13 protein-coding genes are annotated in these 18,893 nt (G+C 35.6%); 1 reads left to right on the top strand and 12 read right to left on the bottom strand.

Annotation, left to right across the window (positions count from 1 at the left end; translation table 11 throughout):
- Positions 1-123: 123 nt before the first annotated feature.
- The 4 genes from tuf to rpsL form a co-directional block, all read right to left on the bottom strand.
- On the bottom strand, positions 124-1,308 hold the full coding sequence (gene tuf / locus GAPWK_RS12910; protein WP_025314614.1) for an elongation factor Tu: 1,185 nt from the start codon (positions 1,306-1,308) through the stop codon (positions 124-126).
- A 69-nt stretch (positions 1,309-1,377) separates the two neighbouring features.
- Positions 1,378-3,480, bottom strand: coding sequence for an elongation factor G (gene fusA, locus GAPWK_RS12905; RefSeq protein WP_025316632.1), 2,103 nt, complete (start codon positions 3,478-3,480; stop codon positions 1,378-1,380).
- Between the two features lie 109 nt (positions 3,481-3,589).
- Positions 3,590-4,060, bottom strand: a complete 471-nt coding sequence (gene rpsG, locus GAPWK_RS12900; protein WP_025316631.1) for a 30S ribosomal protein S7 — start codon at positions 4,058-4,060, stop codon at positions 3,590-3,592.
- Positions 4,061-4,160: 100 nt separating this feature from the next.
- Entirely contained in the window at positions 4,161-4,535 is a 375-nt protein-coding gene (rpsL, locus tag GAPWK_RS12895) for a 30S ribosomal protein S12 (RefSeq protein WP_025316630.1), read from the bottom strand.
- A gap of 444 nt (positions 4,536-4,979) precedes the next feature.
- Here rpsL and GAPWK_RS12890 point away from each other — a divergent pair, with 444 nt between their 5' ends.
- Positions 4,980-6,167 carry a XylR family transcriptional regulator gene (locus GAPWK_RS12890; protein ID WP_025316629.1) on the top strand — a complete coding sequence of 396 codons (1,188 nt, stop codon included), beginning with the start codon at positions 4,980-4,982 and terminating at the stop codon, positions 6,165-6,167.
- A gap of 80 nt (positions 6,168-6,247) precedes the next feature.
- On the opposite strand, the gene GAPWK_RS12885 is transcribed toward GAPWK_RS12890, so the two are convergent.
- From GAPWK_RS12885 to GAPWK_RS12850, 8 genes are all read right to left on the bottom strand, one after another.
- Positions 6,248-7,483: an MFS transporter gene (locus GAPWK_RS12885; RefSeq protein WP_202961658.1), complete on the bottom strand. Its 1,236-nt coding sequence runs from the start codon at positions 7,481-7,483 to the stop codon at positions 6,248-6,250.
- Between the two features lie 16 nt (positions 7,484-7,499).
- Entirely contained in the window at positions 7,500-9,149 is a 1,650-nt protein-coding gene (locus GAPWK_RS12880) for a family 43 glycosylhydrolase (protein WP_025316627.1), read from the bottom strand.
- A gap of 379 nt (positions 9,150-9,528) precedes the next feature.
- Positions 9,529-10,986, bottom strand: a complete 1,458-nt coding sequence (gene xylB, locus GAPWK_RS12875) for a xylulokinase (RefSeq protein WP_025316626.1) — start codon at positions 10,984-10,986, stop codon at positions 9,529-9,531.
- A gap of 94 nt (positions 10,987-11,080) precedes the next feature.
- Positions 11,081-12,400, bottom strand: coding sequence for a xylose isomerase (xylA, locus tag GAPWK_RS12870; RefSeq protein WP_025316625.1), 1,320 nt, complete (start codon positions 12,398-12,400; stop codon positions 11,081-11,083).
- Between the two features lie 39 nt (positions 12,401-12,439).
- Positions 12,440-13,882 carry a D-xylose transporter XylE gene (gene xylE / locus GAPWK_RS12865; protein ID WP_025316624.1) on the bottom strand — a complete coding sequence of 481 codons (1,443 nt, stop codon included), beginning with the start codon at positions 13,880-13,882 and terminating at the stop codon, positions 12,440-12,442.
- 327 nt (positions 13,883-14,209) lie between these two features.
- Positions 14,210-15,520 (bottom strand): NCS2 family permease, encoded by a 1,311-nt coding sequence (locus GAPWK_RS12860; protein ID WP_038517589.1) that lies wholly within the window; start codon positions 15,518-15,520, stop codon positions 14,210-14,212.
- A 197-nt stretch (positions 15,521-15,717) separates the two neighbouring features.
- A complete protein-coding gene (locus GAPWK_RS12855) occupies positions 15,718-17,292 on the bottom strand; it encodes a TerC family protein (RefSeq protein ID WP_025316622.1) in 1,575 nt (524 codons plus the stop codon).
- 143 nt (positions 17,293-17,435) lie between these two features.
- Positions 17,436-18,881, bottom strand: coding sequence for a TrkH family potassium uptake protein (locus tag GAPWK_RS12850; RefSeq protein ID WP_025316621.1), 1,446 nt, complete (start codon positions 18,879-18,881; stop codon positions 17,436-17,438).
- Between the last annotated feature and the right edge of the window lie 12 nt (positions 18,882-18,893).

Below are 18,893 nucleotides of genomic sequence, written 5' to 3'. Positions count from 1 at the left end.
TTAAAATGACAAATTGCCGTTATTAAAGCAATCGAGATAAACATAAAAAAGGCGCGTATTATACGCGCCTCTTATACTGATAAAGAGCATTAAATATATAATGCTCTAAATAGTTAACATAGATTATTTAATAACCTTAGCAACAACACCAGCACCAACAGTACGACCACCTTCACGGATAGCGAAACGTAAGCCGTCTGCCATTGCGATTGGGTGAATTAATGATACAGTCATTTTGATGTTATCACCTGGCATTACCATCTCTACGCCTTCTGGTAATTCGATAGTACCAGTTACGTCAGTTGTACGGAAGTAGAACTGTGGACGGTAACCTTTGAAGAATGGAGTATGACGACCACCTTCATCTTTGCTTAGGATATACACTTCTGATTCAAAATCAGTATGTGGAGTGATTGAACCTGGTTTTGCTAATACTTGACCACGTTCGATTTCTTCACGTTTTGTACCACGTAATAGTATACCAACGTTTTCACCTGCACGGCCTTCGTCTAGTATTTTACGGAACATTTCTACACCAGTACAAGTTGTTTTAGTAGTCGGTTTGATACCAACGATTTCAACTTCTTCACCAGTTTTGATTACACCGCGCTCTACACGACCTGTTACTACTGTACCACGACCTGAGATTGAGAATACGTCTTCGATTGGTAATAAGAATGGTTTATCAATGTCACGCTCTGGTTCTGGAATGTAAGTGTCTAATGCATTTGCTAACTCAACGATTTTTTCTTCCCATTCTGCATCGCCTTCTAACGCTTTAAGCGCTGAACCACGAATTACTGGTGTGTCATCACCTGGGAAATCGTATTGAGATAGAAGTTCACGTACTTCCATTTCAACTAATTCTAATAACTCTTCATCATCAACCATATCGCATTTGTTTAAGAATACGATGATGTAAGGAACACCTACTTGACGACCTAAAAGAATGTGCTCACGAGTTTGTGGCATAGGACCATCTGTTGCTGCTACTACTAAGATAGCGCCGTCCATTTGTGCCGCACCAGTGATCATGTTTTTAACATAGTCAGCATGGCCTGGGCAGTCTACGTGTGCGTAGTGACGAGTTGGTGTATCGTATTCAACGTGTGAAGTGTTGATGGTGATACCACGAGCTTTTTCTTCTGGTGCGTTATCGATTTGATCGAATGCACGAGCTTGACCGCCGTATTTTTTAGAAAGTACAGAAGTAATAGCTGCAGTTAAAGTTGTTTTACCATGGTCAACGTGGCCGATTGTACCAACGTTAACGTGGGGTTTTGTACGTTCAAATTTTTCTTTAGACATCTTAATGTTCCTTTATTAAATCACTTCCCTTCTAAATAAAAGGGAAGTGTTACTTATTTATATAAATAATTATTTCGCTTTACGAGCTTCAATAATTGCTGTAGCAATATTGGTTGGCGCTTCATTGTACTTCAAGAACTCCATAGAGTAAGAAGCACGACCTTGGGTTTGTGAACGAAGGTCTGTTGCATAACCAAACATTTCTGAAAGTGGAACTTGTGCTTTAACTGTTTTACCAGTAGCGGTGTCTTCCATACCTTCGATCATACCACGACGACGGTTTAAGTCACCGATTACGTCACCCATATAATCTTCTGGAGTTTCAACTTCTACTTTCATAATTGGTTCTAAAAGCACTGGTTTAGCTTTCATGAAGCCTTCTTTAAATGCCATTGAACCAGCAATTTTAAATGCCATTTCTGATGAGTCGACATCATGGTAAGAACCATCAAAGATAGTGACTTCAACATCAACAATTGGGTAACCAGCAAGAACACCGTTTTTCATTTGTTCTTGACAGCCTTTATCAACTGCAGGGATGTATTCCTTAGGAACCACACCACCAACAATTTCATTGTTGAATTTGTAGCCTTCGCCGCCAGCTTCCAATGGTTTGATTTTTAACCATACATGACCATATTGACCACGACCACCAGATTGACGAACAAATTTACCTTCTTGTTCAACTTCATTACGAATGGTTTCACGGTAAGCTACTTGTGGTTTACCAACATTTGCTTCCACTTTGAATTCACGTTTCATACGGTCAACGATGATTTCTAAGTGAAGTTCACCCATACCAGAAATAATTGTTTGACCTGATTCTTCATCTGTGTGAACACGGAATGAAGGGTCTTCTTGTGCTAGTCGACCTAAAGCAAGACCCATTTTTTCTTGGTCAGCTTTGGTTTTTGGTTCAACTGCAACTGAAATTACTGGTTCAGGGAATTCCATTCTTTCAAGAATGATTGGTGCGCTTTCAGCACAAAGAGTATCACCAGTAGTCACATCTTTAAGACCGATTGCTGCAGCAATGTCGCCCGCGCGAACTTCTTTAATTTCTTCACGTTTGTTAGCGTGCATCTGAACGATACGACCAAAACGTTCTTTTTTATCTTTAACAGAGTTAAGAACTGTATCACCAGAGTTTACAACACCAGAGTAAACACGGAAGAATGTTAAGTTACCAACAAATGGGTCAGTCGCAATTTTGAATGCTAATGATGAGAATGGTTCATCATCACTTGAATGACGTTCAGCTGCTTCACCATTTGCTAATTCACCTTTAATTGCAGGTACATCAGTTGGTGCTGGTAGATATTCAATAACCGCATCAAGCATGAATTGAACACCTTTATTTTTAAAGGCACTACCACAAGTTACTAAGATGATTTCATTAGCAAGTACGCGTTCACGTAATGCAGCTTTAACTTCTTCTTCAGTTAACTCTTCACCACCAAGGTATTTTTCCATTAACTCTTCACTTGCTTCAGCAGCAGCTTCCATTAAGTAAGCACGCCATTCTTCGACTTGCTCAGCCATATCAGCAGGTACATCTTCATAAGTGAATGTTACGCCTTGATCAGCATCATTCCAGTTAATTGCTTTACGTTTAAGTAAATCAACTACACCAGTAAAGCCTTCTTCAGCACCGATAGGTAAAACTAAAGGAACAGGTACCGCTGCTAAACGAGTTTTGATTTGATCAACAACACGTAAGAAGTTAGCACCCATTCGGTCCATTTTGTTTACGAAAGCGATACGTGGAACTTTATATTTGTTTGCTTGGCGCCATACTGTTTCTGATTGAGGTTGAACACCACCAACCGCACAGTAAACCATTACTGCACCATCAAGAACACGCATAGAACGTTCTACTTCGATTGTGAAGTCAACGTGTCCCGGGGTGTCGATAATGTTGATGCGGTGTGGTTCAAATTGTTGACCCATACCAGACCAGAATGCAGTTGTTGCAGCAGAAGTGATAGTAATACCACGTTCTTGTTCTTGTTCCATCCAGTCCATGGTAGCTGCGCCATCATGAACCTCACCAATTTTGTGACTTACACCAGTATAAAACAAAATACGTTCAGTTGTTGTTGTTTTACCTGCGTCAATATGTGCACTAATACCAATATTGCGGTAGCGTACTATAGGGGTTGTACGAGCCATATTAATCCTCTACTTAGAATCGTTTGCTTAATAAAATATCATTTAGGTTAACTGACAGTAAATATGCACTGTCAGTTTAATCCTCAGCCATTTAATTGAATGGCGAAAATTACCAACGATAGTGTGCAAACGCTTTATTAGCATCAGCCATACGATGAACATCTTCGCGTTTTTTCACAGCGGTACCTTTGTTTTCAAAAGCATCCATAAGTTCATTCGCTAGGCGTAAAGCCATTGATTTATCGCCACGTTTACGTGCTGCATCTACAATCCAACGCATTGCAAGTGCATTACGACGAACAGGGCGCACTTCAACAGGAACTTGGTATGTAGAACCACCAACGCGACGAGACTTAACTTCTAGAGTTGGTCTTACGTTATCTAATGCAACTTCGAAAGCTGCTAAGTGGTCTTTTCCACTACGCTCAGCTAATTTATCAAGAGCTGAATATACGATTGATTCTGCGATAGATTTTTTACCATCTATCATTAAAATATTTATAAATTTCGCTAGCAAATCTGAACCGAATTTCGGATCAGGTAAAATTTTTCTTTGACCAGCAACATGACGACGTGGCATTGGAATACTCCGTTTATATGTTATAAATTTTTCAGGTTTACCCAAAACTCAAGTGAGTTAAATGGAATTATTTAGTTTGGCCTTACTTAACGGAGTTCCATTAAGCTTTAGGTCGTTTCACACCGTATTTAGAACGGCTTTGTTTGCGATCTTTAACACCTGCGCAGTCTAATGCACCACGAACAGTATGATAACGAACACCAGGTAAGTCTTTAACACGACCACCGCGGATTAAAATCACGCTATGTTCTTGTAAGTTGTGACCTTCACCACCGATATATGAAGTTACTTCAAAACCGTTGGTTAAACGTACACGGCATACTTTACGTAATGCTGAGTTTGGTTTTTTCGGTGTAGTAGTGTAAACACGTGTACAAACACCGCGTTTTTGCGGGCATGCCTCAAGAGCAGGAACGTTACTTTTTACTTCCTTTAGTGCTCTCGGTTTGCGTACCAGCTGATTAATTGTTGCCATTAATAAGCTCCTGATTAATTAAAATAAATTTAAAATTGCTTTTTAGATACGTAATTAATAACTGTAGACCAAAAACTATGTATATAAGTTTTGGGTCGCAAGATTCTAGACCTCAACAGCCATAATGTCAAGTATTACCACAACTTCTTTACCTGTTTCAATTAAATTTTATTAGTATTAGGTAAAAATAATAAAAATGTTTTAATTATATTTTGTTACTCTTTTTGTTGATTAAATTATTTGGTGAGATTTATGGTTATTTGGATGTCACTAATGTTTAATAATTAAAAAAAGTAATTAAAAGACTAATTGAGGCAAATCTTTTTTTGCAAAAGTGATCGGTTTTATTTGATGTCAGTAATATTATGTGATTTTACTCAATCTTTATATATTAAAAAACAGTAATAATATACTGATTGTGAATATATTTAACACGTAACAATGATGAATATAAAAAATAAACCTTGTAAAGTTGTTTTATTTTTTAATGCAAATAATATCTCTGATCGACAAATTCTTAAAGGTATTGGCGATTTTTTGAAATTAAATGATATACATTGGAATATTTATATATCAGAAACTCTGATTTATGATAAAAAAGCTTCTTTCCATTTTGATTGTGATGGCATTATTGCTAATTTTGATGATCCTGATATTGAAGATTTGCTTATCGAGACTGATATTCCAATAATTGGTGTGGGTAGTTCGTATCATGATGATGCTAGTTATCCTAAAGTCCCTTATGTGGCAGCTGATAATTATGCCATCATGGAAAGTGCTTTTAATCACTTATGTGATAAAGGAATAAATCAATTTGCTTTTTACAGTATACCGACAACTCGGTATTGTCGTTGGGCAGGTGAAAGAGAAAAAATCTTTGAAAAAATTTTAGCCCAGAAAGGTTATCAAGGCGTTATCTATCAAGGAATGAGAACTTCTTTAGATAATTGGCAAGAAAGCTTAGAAAAATTGTCCAAATGGTTATTATCGTTACCTGTTAATACCGGTATTATTGCAGTAAATGACGCTAGAGCACATCATATTTTACAGGCTTGTGATATGGTCGGCTTAAAAATACCAGAAGAATTATGTTTGATTGGTATTGATAATGAAGAAGTAATAAATAATTTATCAATGGTTTCATTATCGACAGTAAAACAAGGTACAGAAGGAGTGGGCTTTAATGCAGCGAGTCTATTACATAAACTTTTAACTAAAGGGAAAATTCCCGCCTCTCCTTTATTGATTGAGCCCAAAAAGATTATTGCTAGGCGTTCAACAGATTATCGTTCAATACAAGATCCATATGTTATTCAAGCAATGCACTATATTCGAAAATATGCTTGTAAAGGCATTAAAGTTGAACAAGTTATTTCTGAGATGCAAATTTCTCGTTCTAATTTAGAAATACGTTTTAAAGAGTCATTAGGTAAAACTATTCATTCAGTGATTCATGAAGAGAAATTTAATCGAGCTAAATATCTATTAATTGAATCATCATTGTCTATTCAGGCAATTTCCCAGCAATGTGGATATCCATCAATACAATATTTTTATTTTTTATTTAAAAAGTTTTATGGAATTACACCTAAAGATTTTAGAAGTAAGTTTGCAACTATTAATCATCTATAGGCGTCATATTATTAAGATCATTTTTTATAAAATGAAAGGAAAACAGAATATTTATTCACATTTTCCTAACTTCTAGATGTTTATCTTTTTACTGAACGGATTGAAAGTATTGATATCCCTCCTAACATTGCAAAAACAAAAGAAGTAATAAATATTGCTCCAAAACCGAATAGTGATATTACACAAGCGGCAATTATTGGTGCTAAAGCTTGAGTTGCTGTATTACCTAAATTATAGACGCCTAGAAAGAATGCAACCCTATTTTTGTCGGGAATAACTTCTAAATTTAATAAATTATCTAATGAGTTCCAAACGCCCATACCAATTCCAGCCGTGAATGCATAAATCAAAATACCAATATGATTAGGAGCAATAACAAAACTTAACGCTCCAACACCTAAAAATATTGTTGATAACCCAACTGGAATTTTGAGAATTTTCAATTTATCGGAGATTGGTCCAGCAATGAATCCCATCAAAATGCCAAATATAAGCATAACCAAATTAATTAATTGAATTGAGTTTTGAGTTTCAGATGAGTCAGTATGCATAAAGTCAGTCATAATAAATAGCAAATAACCAGTGATTGTGAAATTGCCAATTCCTTGAAAAAGTTTACCTATTAATGCTAGGTAGTAATCACGACCAATTGACCATCTCGGAAATATAGCTAATGAGCTTTTTTGTTTATTATCATCTTGTTTAACTTGATTTTGGTTTTTTTTGTCCAAATTAGACGGTTCGCGAACAATAAAGACAGATATTAATGCACCGATAAAAGTGATTATCCCAAATACAATGAAACCTAATCGGAAACTACCTAAGAACATTGCAGCAATAATTGTAAATCCATTATTACCCAGTGCCATACCCAGACCACCATAAGCACCTGATGCGGTTCCTTTTTTATCATCTGCTGCAAAATCAAGCCAAGCAACCATCGGTGCCACAACAAAATTTAAGGCCGTTTGCGCTAATATCCAACAAAATAATAAAAAAGGTATACTGTTGGCGGTTGATGTTAATATCATGGATAACATAAACGCAATTGCTCCAATTATAATCCATGGTGTGCGACTGCCAAATCTAGAATAAGTCCTATCAGATACATAACCTGCCAACATATTTGATATTGTTGCAGCAACCATACCACAACTTGAAAATAGCGCTAATAATGTAATTTTATTTGTTTCATCAAGTTGTTGAATTAAAGCGGGTAAAAATAGACTTGCTGCTGCAATGTAGGGACCTAACCAAGTGGCAGGTCCAATAATAAGTCCAGGAACTAGTCGAGTTAATGGAATTGTTATTTTCATGATGTCTTCCTTAATATTATTGATTATTTTTCACGTAGTAATAATCAAAATCGGCGTAGGATTGATGTTGGTAGGTATCAACTGAGGCGATAAAATTAAATAATCCTGTAAAACCACCTATTTCTCCAGGTTCTCCATTTACTCCCTCATCAGACAAATAAGTAGCATCTATCTGATTAATGATATTATTCCACTCCTCTTTTTCAATTCGATAAAAGAGTGAAACAAATCCATCTCGATATGATAATTTGAGTTCAACTTGTCCATTAGGTATTACTATTCTATGATTAACAAATTCAATTCGAGTCCCAAGTTTTGCTTGTAAAATAGTAAGGATGGTAGCGTTTAGTTGTTCACTATGAGTTAAATTTAAGTAGATCCAATTATTAGAATCATAATAAATTCCAACTCCAGCCGTTTGTGAATAATGCTCAGGATGAAACTCTACTTTAGTTTGAATATCATAATTAAAAGATGTTGCTCTTGTTGCCATTATTGATGGGTTAAATTGGGAGAATAGTGAATTTTGTCCATATATTCGCAAATGTCCCGGTCGTTCATGGGTATTCACCCAATTAGGTGTTTGCGCTCTATATGGTGTCATAAATTCTAATTGATACTCTTTATCAAAATCATCAATAACATCATGGCTTACTTCGCTACCAATAGGTAATGAATAATCAAACTCCATTTTAGCTAAATTTGTACCGTCAGCCATTTCTAACCAGCCATCATCGGTCCATCTCATCTTTTGTATGGACGTTTCTCGACCCAAAGGATTTAACAATGTCCCATTAAGCGGTCTAGACATTAAGTGAGCAATGTACCACTCACCATCTTGTGCCTTAAATAATGAACCATGACCGGCTTTTTGCATTATTGAATTTGGATTGTACATTTCAAAATGACCAGCATCTGGGTCACCTAATGAAAATAAATGATTGGGCGATGATGTGACTATTGGTTCTCTTGACGGATGTGGTTCATAAGGTCCATAAATATTTTTAGAGCGACCTATTTCAATGCCATGAGCATAACCAGTTCCACCGGCAGCAATTATTAGATAATAATAGTCAAATTTTTTATAAATTTGTGGAGCTTCAGAACATCCTCGAGTAGTAAATCCATTGGTCACTCTTGTCCATGGGCTAATGACTTTACCTGTATTTAAATCTACTTCTGCTATTACTATATTTCCAGGTGCTTGATAACCTTGGCGAGTTTCCCATTCTAAGATCGTTAAATAATGTTTACCATCATCATCGTGAAATAATGCAGGGTCAAAACCAATGGAAGTAAAATAAATAGGATCTGACCAAGGCCCTTTTATGTTATCTGCATGAACTGCATAAGCATCAGCATTAAATTCTCTTCCAGCCATGCTAACCATATGAGAATAAATTAACCAATATTTTTTATTGCTCGGATCATAAGATAAATGAGGAGCCCAAATACCCGCAGGCGTATTGGTTCCAGAAAGTTTAATTTCACCATTTTTAAAAATATAATCAACTAGTTTCCAATTTGATAAATCATTAGATTGAAAAATTTGTATTGAAGGGTGCCAATGGAAAGTTGATGTAGCAATATAGTAAGTATCATTAACCCGTATAATTGATGGATCAGGTGACATGCCAGGTATAATAGGATTTTTTATTTTAGGCATTTTTTAAAACTCCTTGTATTATTTTATTGATAAGAGAAAATCTTTATGTTTCTGATTGAACTATAATTTATCTGTTAAAACTTTTTTATTATCAAATTTGGTTTTCAGATTACGAAATTTTGTTAATGAGAGATTGATCACATTCCTAGCGTTATGGACATAAATAGGCGGTGAGTTAATTTAAGTTATTAAATCTTTTGTCAATTTTTTTAAAAATTAACGCTGTAGTTAGAATTTTGCATGTTTTTTCATGTCGTGTTGATGGGTTTGAATTATAGGTAATAGTGGTAATAACGTTTGACTAAATATCATTTAATTAGTGAAGCTGTTTGGTTAACAGCAGAAAATCATATAAATATGAACTTCTGCTGATTAAATATTAAGACATGAGTGGTTTTAGTTGTTGATAAATTTTTCTAAAAATTGAACGTTGTTGTTGGAATTGTGCATGTTTTTTCATGTCAGGTTGATGGGTTTGAATCATCGGTAATGGCGGTAACAAGGCTTCTAACTGAGTATTTGGATTACATGCAATTTGTGCCAGTTTCGCTGCACCTAAAGCGGGTCCAACTTCACTTCCCTCACAATATTCAATAGGGTAGCCTGAAATATCACTGATCAATTGTCGCCAATAGCCACTACGTGCTCCTCCACCAATAATCAAAATTTTATCGGGTGAAATACCTGTTTGATGAACAACATCAATACCATCGGCAAGCGCATAGCTGACGCCCAATAATACTGCTTTTGCTAAATCTATTTTGTTATGTTGATAAGTTAGACCAAAAAATACGCCTTTTGCTTCAGGATTATTATGTGGCGTTCTTTCTCCTGATAGATAAGGTAAAAAATACACTGGTGGTTTATCGTCAGATTGTTGTTTTTCAATTAAAGAAAATAATGTAGCCACATCTTTAATTTCTAATAATTGGCAAGCCCAATCAAGGCATGAAGCGCAGCTCAACATAACCGACATAAGATGCCACCGATTAGGTAGCGCATGGCAGAAACTATGAATTGCTTGTTCTGGCTTGCTGATAAAACGATCCGTAACGGCAAAATAAACACCTGAGGTTCCAAGTGATAACATGGCTTGACCAGATTGATACAAACCGACCCCTACTGCGCCAGCTGAATTATCTCCGCCACCAGCTATCACCGCAATGGTATTAATTCCCCAATCATTGGCAATTTCATCTGTGACATAACCAGTGACTTGAGTACCTTCAAACAGAGTTGGCATATGTTTTCGACTTAAACCACAAACATCTAATAGTAAATCACTCCAATCGCGCTTCTCAACATCTAACCACATTGTACCTGCAGCATCAGCCATATCGGATGCAAATTGATTGGTGATTTTAAAACGTAAATAATCTTTAGGTAATAATACTTTGTCAATTTTGGCGAATATTTCTGGTTCATGATTTTGTACCCATTTTATTTTGGGGGCGGTGAAGCCCGCCATCATCACGTTTCCTGTGATTTGTCTTGAAGTTGGTACTTGTTGTTCTAATTGATGACACTCGGCATCACAACGTCCATCATTCCAAAGTATTGCCGGTCTTAATATTTGTGCTTGTTGGTCTAAAAGTACTGCTCCATGCATTTGTCCACTTAGACCAATGGCTTTTACAGTTTTTAAATTATGTTGCTGACTAAGTTCACGCATTGCCATATCGGTTGCATGCCACCATTGTAATGGATCTTGTTCAGACCATAATGGATGAGGGCGAGATACAGTTAGTGGTTTTGTAATAGTGGCAACGATGTGTTGTTGTTCATCCATCAAAATTACTTTGATCCCTGAAGTACCTAAATCAATACCAATGTACATAGTCTTCTCCATTGTGTTGCCATCAGAGCTATTGCTATTACCAAATAATGGTTTCAATATAGTAGCTCTGACTTTATTATATTCAACAATATTGCTAGCCAAAAATAAACTTATTAACGAGATTTTCTAATTTCTCTTGTTCTCCACTGTATGGTTTTGGTTGTAAATTGTGGGAAAGACTATATTGAGCAATATCTTGTAGCGTCATATTGCCTTGTAATATCTCTTTACCTAAGTTGTTACTCCAACCTGCATAACGGTCAGTGACTTTTTGATTCAGTGCATTATCTTCAATCATTTTTGCCGCACATTTTAATGACAATGCCATGGTATCCATTGCACCAATATGTCCATAAAATGCATCATATTTATCAACACTTTGACGGCGGATTTTCGCGTCAAAATTCAATCCTCCCGTTGTAAATCCGCCATTTTTAAGAATTTCATACATGACAAGAGTATTTTCTTCCACACTGTTTGGAAATTGATCGGTATCCCAGCCTAGTTGTGGATCGCCACGGTTAGCATCAAGTGATCCAAATATATCTAAAGCAAAGGCAGAGGCTACTTCATGCTGGAATGAATGGCCGGCAAGTGTCGCATGGTTGGCTTCGATGTTCACTTTAATCTCTTTTTCTAAACCAAATTGTTTTAAAAATCCATAAATGGTTGCGACATCATAATCATATTGGTGTTTAGTCGGCTCTTGTGGTTTAGGTTCAATAAGTAAAGTACCGTTAAAACCAATTTTATGTTTGTTTTCAACTACAAGTTGCATAAATTTACCAACTTGTTCTCGCTCTTTACGTAAATCAGTATTTAATAATGTTTCGTATCCTTCTCGTCCTCCCCATAGTACATAATTTTGTCCACCTAGTTTATGAGTTGCATTCATGGCATGTACAACTTGTGTTGCTGCACAAGCAAAAACTTCTGGGTCTGGATTTGTCGCCGCACCAGCTGCATATTTTGGATTGGTGAAACAATTAGCTGTACCCCATAGTAAGTTAACGCCTGTTTGCTGTTGCTTTTCTAGCAATATATCGGTCATTATTGATAAATTATTGATATATTCCTGAATCGAATTGCCTTCAGGTGCAACATCTACATCATGAAATGCATAAAAAGGTACATTCATTTTATATAAAAACTCAAAGGCAACATCAGCTTTAGCTTTTGCGTTACTTAATGGATCATCACTAGATTGCCATGGATAGTTAAACGATCCTGAACCAAACATATCCGTTCCAGCCCAACAAAAAGTATGCCAGTAACAGATAGAAAAGCGTAAGTGTTCAGCCATGGTTTTACCTAAAATGATTTGGCTTGGATTATAATGCCGAAAGGCGAAAGGGTTATCAGTTTGTGTTCCTTCGTAATTAATGCGTTCTATTTTGTCATAGTAATGTTTCATAATGTTCTCCTTAATATTGTTTTTAAATTAGATTCTGATTTATTTATTCCAGAAATTTTCAAGTTCTTCTAAAGATTTTCCTTTTGTTTCAGGAAGCCATTTCCAGATAAAAATAGCTGCCATTATGCTAATTGCACCGTATAGCCAATAGGCAAAACCGTTATTAAAATGAGAGATAAGATAGGTATTTTTATCCATAATTGGAAAAGTCCAAGATACTAGGTAATTTGTGATCCACTGTGCTGCAACAGCAATGGATAAAGCTTTACTTCGGATAGAGTTGGGGAATATTTCTGATAATAATACCCAGCATACAGGTCCCCAGGAGATAGCAAAAGAAGCGATATAAAACAACATTGCAGCAAGAGCAATACTGGCTGATATCTGTAAATAAAATGTAGTGCCTAACGTGATCATGCCTATTGCCATGCCAATGGCACCAATTATTTGTAATGGTTTTCGACCAAATTTATCAACGGTAAAAATAGCAATGGTAGTAAAAGATAGATTGATAATACCCACTACAATGGTTTGTAATAATGCTGAATCAGTACTAGCACCTAATGTTTTAAACACTTCTGGCGCATAATAAAGAACAACATTAATTCCCATTAATTGTTGAAATGCAGATAATAAAATTCCAATGATAATAACCCCTATACCATATTTTAATAATGAACTACTTTTTTTATCACAATTGGATGATAGGGAATCGATAATGCTTTTTAATGCTTGATCGGCTTTTTGATTTCCTAAAATGTTAGAAAGAATATGTTGAGCTTTGTTTATTTTATTTTGTGCGGTTAACCAACGAGGGCTTTCCGGTACTGTGAATAATAATCCAAAAAATAGTAATGCTGGAATGGCTAAAGATAAAAACATATATCTCCAACCAACTATATTTAACCAAACTTGATCGCCTGAACTTGCTATACCGTAATTAACACAATAAACTAAAAGTTGTCCAAAAATAATAGCAAATTGGTTAAACGATACTAGCTTACCTCGGATTTCTGCTGGTGCCACTTCAGCTATGTACATAGGTGATAACATAGAAGCTAAGCCAACACCAATACCACCGATGATGCGATAAAACACAAAATGAGGGACATATTGAGCTAAATAATAAGGTATTTGTTGAGATTCTATTGTATGAAATCCTAGTTCAGGCCAAGCGGATCCAATTGCAGCGATAAAGAATAAAAATGCTGCAATTAGTAATGAATTTCGACGTCCAAAACGATTACTTAAATAACCTCCCATTAAACCGCCAATAATACAACCAATTAAAGCACTTGCTACACAGAAACCTAATAAGGAATTTGCAGCAGTCTCACTTAAATGTTGTGGTTCAACAAAAACTTTAAATATGGATTCAACTGTTCCAGAGATAACGGCTGTATCATAACCAAATAATAGACCTCCTAAAGTTGCAACTAAAGTAATTCGGAAAACATATAAAGAATTATAATGCTTACTCATATTCATACCTGCTTGTTTATCAAATTAGGTTTCAATTAGATCTGAAACTGTTTAATCAATATGCATGAATATTAAGCACAACAACAATTATTAAATTTTGTACTATATTTATGTTTTTTAGTTTTTGTGATGTAGATCAAATTAGCTAAAGGAGTGTTTGTTGAATAGGTGAGTTATTGATAATTTGCCATTTCCAATTTAATTTAAATGATAACTTCAGATTAAATCATGAAAAACACGTTAATAGATTTTGTGTGTAGCAAGCTTGGTGAGGACTAATTGATAGGATTATTTCTACCGTTATAAAACGGTAGAAATAAAATTGAATTAATGATGATCAATAAAGATAAATTTTAAAGCAAATAATATAGCAAAAATAATAACGCAAAGGTTGAGTTCTTTAAATTTACCTGTACAAGTTTTTAATACGACATAAGAGATAAAACCAAGTGCAACACCTTCTGTAATCGCGAAGGCAAATGGCATCATTAATGCGGTGATAAATGCTGGTGTTGCATCAGTTAAATCTGACCAATTGACTTTAACTAAGCTTGAAACCATTAAAATTCCAACAAAAATAAGCGCACCAGAGGTAGCATAATTTGGTACAAGGTGAGCTAATGGCGATAAAAAGGTCATCATTAAAAATAATAATCCAACAACCACTGCCGTTAAGCCTGTACGACCACCAACAGAGATACCTGAAGAGCTTTCAATATAGGTTAATACAGATGATGTACCGAATAAGCCACCAAGTGATGAGCTAAAACTATCAATTAATAACGCTTGACGCATTTTTGGAAAGCGACCTTTTTCATCACAAATACCCGCTTTATCGGTTAATGCCAGAATTGTTCCAGATGAATCAAATAAGCTGACAATCATAACTGAGAAGATTACACCCATAATACCGATGTTGAATGAACCAGCAAGGTCAACATGACCGACAACAGGAGTTACACTTGGTGGGATAGATGCTATACCTTGATAATTAATGTTTGGATCTAACCAAAGCGCAAGCAACGTTACAACAAAAATCGAAACAAGCACTGCTGCATGAAAGTTACGCGCAGCTAAAATTATAATAATAAAAAAGCCCAGTGAACCGAGTAATACTTTTAGCGATAAAATATTTCCCATGGTTAATAGTGTTGCCGGCGAAGAAACGACAATACCCATATTTTGAAAGCCCATAAAAGCAATAAATAGGCCAATACCAGCACTAATACCAACGCGTAAACATTGTGGAATGTGTTCAATTAACCAATGGCGAACTTTCAATAATGATAATACAAAAAATACGAGCGATCCCCAAAATATCGCTCCCATACCTATTTGCCATGAGTAACCCATTGCACCACATATTCCATAAGCAAAAAAGACGTTAAGTCCCATTGCTGGGGCTAAAGCAATAGGTAAATTGGCAAATAAACCCATTAAAATAGTGGCAAAGGCTGTAACGACGCAAGTTAACACAAATACAGCTGAAGTATCCATACCCGTTGCAGATAAAATGGAAGGATTGACGAAGATTATATAGACCATCGTAAGAAAGGTGGTACAACCAGCGATAATTTCAGTACCGACAGTTGTTTTTTTTTCTTTCAATTGAAATATTTTTTCGAATATTGAATTCATAAATTAAAGCCCAATTTTGGTTGTCAAGAATGAACGTATTTTACGTTGTACTATTTATTTTTTACCAAAAGTAAAAAATAAAAAAGATGAGGCATTGTCAGTCCACATCTTTAAAAAAAATTTTACCGCATAATTATTGCTTGTTATTTATTTAGGTCAAGCGTTATTCTAGTCTGTACAGTGCACTAGGCACTGTTCTACTCAGATACATCATCAGGTTTATTCAAAGTAATTTTGACTTTGAGAATACGGTGACTTTCTATCTCGGCAATTTCGAATAGATAATCTCCAATTTGTATCGTTTCACCAACATTTAGTAAATGTTGGGCTTTTTCCATTAGCAATCCTGCCAGAGTATGATATTCGCGTTTATCATCAATGGGTATAGGTACAAAACGAACTAATTCTTCAACAGGAATATAGCCATTAGCAATCCAACTATTATCATCTATACATTGAATATCATGTTTAGCATCAATTTCCTCTTCTTCAGTTGGAAAATCACCCGCAATCGTTTCAATAATGTCTGTTACCGAGACAACGCCTTGCATTGAGCCAAATTCATCAACAACAAAAGCAAAGTGGGTTTTAGCCTTTTTAAATTGCTCAAGCGCAACCAATAAAGAGACCGTCTCTGGGAAGATAAGAGGCTGCTTAATCAATGAATTAATATCAATTGATTTTTTGCTTTGGATCATATCTTTTAAAAGATCGTTTACTTGAATGATACCCAACGGTTCATCAATTGAGGCGTTATCAGTGACAACTAAACGTGAATGAGGATTATCAAAAATTTCTTTTAGAATTACTTCACGATCATCATTAATATTAACCATATCAACATCTAGTCGTGATGTCATAACACTACTGACTGAACGCTGAGCAAGTCCAAGTACCCGTTCGACCATACTTAATTCTTGATGGTTAAATACGGAAACTTTTTTATTAGTATCTGATACCACATCAATAGTGTGAGTTTCAGGATCTTCTTCTGCATCCCCTTTAAGTAAATGCAAAACAGCTTCGGCGGTACGTTCACGTAATGGTTTTTTGTTTAATATTTTACGACGATTAAAAATAGCTAATTGATTGAAAAATTCAATCATGATTGAGAATCCAATCGCTGCATATAAATAACCTTTAGGAATAATAAACCCAAATCCTTCTGCTACTAAGCTAAAGCCAATCATCAGTAAGAAGCTTAAACAAAGAATGACAATGGTTGGATGTGAGTTAACAAAATTAGCTAAAGGTCCACTGGCAACCATCATAATGGCAATGGCAATACATACAGCAACAATCATCACGGGAATATGTTCAACCATACCCACAGCGGTAATTACAGAATCTAAAGAAAATACTGCATCAAGTACCACGATTTGGGCAACCACTGTCCAAAAATGTGAGGTTTTTTTCGGTTTTCCTTCTTCATGGGCAGAGCCTTCAAGGCGTTCATTAAGCTCCATCGTTGCTTTGAAAAGCAAAAATAGTCCTCCAATAAACATAATTAATTGGCGCGCATTGAACGTAATACCAAATTTTGAAAATAGTGGTGTATCAAGAGTAACTAACCAACCAGCTATCATTAATAATAAAACTCGGGTAATTAATGCAAATGCAAGACCGGTTATACGGGCTTTATCTCGTTGGTGAGATGGAAGTTTCTCGGCAAGAATGGCTATAAAGACAATATTATCAATACCAAGGACGATTTCAAGTACAACTAGAGTGGATAAACCAATCCAGATTGTAGGATCCATGATCCATTCCATATGTCAGGTGATTACCTCTAATGAACACAGCACATGCTGCCGTGTAATTCTGGCTGTAATTGACCAAATAATCAATAAAATATTTATAAAAATTGTTTATTTTGTCAAAAAGTTTCAGATTAACTATACGTTTCAGTATAAAATCAGTTTCGCCAGAAGGTTGGTGTAAATAAAACAAGTAAGGTAAATATTTCTAATCGACCAAATAACATATCAACTATCATGACCCATTTAACCATGTCGCTAACACTAGCGAAATTATCACTTACACTTCCAAGGCCAACACCTAAGTTATTGAGTGATGAAGCCACAATGTAGAAAGAATCAGAGGCCGCAACACCTGTTGCCATAATGATAAATAAGCTGACTAAAAAGACTAAGGCATATGCCGAGAAAAATCCCCAAACAGCTTCAATAATTCGTTCTGGTACTACACGATTGTTTAGTTTCAATGTATAGATAGCATTGGGATGAATAAGGCGTTTTAACTCTCGTGAACCTTGCATAAATAGTAATAATACTCGAACGACTTTTAAACCACCGCCTGTTGAACCTGCACATCCACCAATAAACGATGCGCATAGTAAAAACAGCGGAAGTAATGACGGCCAAGTATTGATATCATCAACGGTAAACCCTGCTGTTGCTGCGACAGATACAACTTGCAGTATTATTTTGTCTATACTTAATTTGTGTTTTACCTGATAAAAATAAACTCCACACGCACAAATCACAATTAAAATAAGCAAAATAAAGATAAAAGTTCTAAACTCTTGGTCTCGCCAGTATACCTTAATTGATAATCCATTTAATGCGGCAAAATGTAACGCAAAATTACAACCCGATAAAATTAGGAAAATAGTAATAATATAGTTGATGGTCGCGCTGTTAAAATAAGCAAGATTATCATCGTGAGTAGAAAATCCACCCATCGATATGGTTGAGAAACTGTGTGAAACAGCATCAAAAATATTCATTCCGGCAGCCCATAAGCTAATTGCACAGAGCGTTGTGAGTAAAATATAAATTGACCACAGTGTTTTTGCTGTTTCGGCAATACGTGGTCGCATTTTACTGTCTTTTTGTGGACCAGGTATTTCAGCGCGATAAAGCTGCATACCACCAACACCCAATAACGGTAAGATAGCAACCGCTAAAACGATAATACCCATACCACCTAACCATTGTAATAATTGCCTATAAAAAAGTAGGGCTTTTGGTAGGTGATCGAGATGTACAATTGTCGTTGCACCTGTTGTTGTTAGGCTGGAAAACGATTCGAAAAATGCTGTGGTTAAATTTAAATTAATATGGGTGTCGAAAATAAAGGGAAATGCTCCTATTGTACCGAGTACAACCCAAAATAATACGACGATAAAGAAACCTTCTCGAGTACTGAGCTCATGGCGTTGATGACGATTCGGTAGCCATAGTAAACAACCTAATATTAATGCGGCGAAAAATGAACGAACAAATATAGCACCTGCACCATCACGATAGATTAGAGCAATCAGTGCTGGTAGTAACATAAATATCGATAAGAGTGCAATTAACAGACCTATAATTCTAAGAATTGAGCGCCAGTGCATCATATTGATTAT

Origin of the sequence: Gilliamella apicola (assembly GCF_000599985.1) — a bacterium.
Taxonomy (GTDB): Bacteria; Pseudomonadota; Gammaproteobacteria; order Enterobacterales; family Orbaceae; genus Gilliamella; species Gilliamella apicola.
Note: the sequence above shows the minus strand (reverse complement) of the source record. Positions and strands in the feature narration are given on the sequence as shown.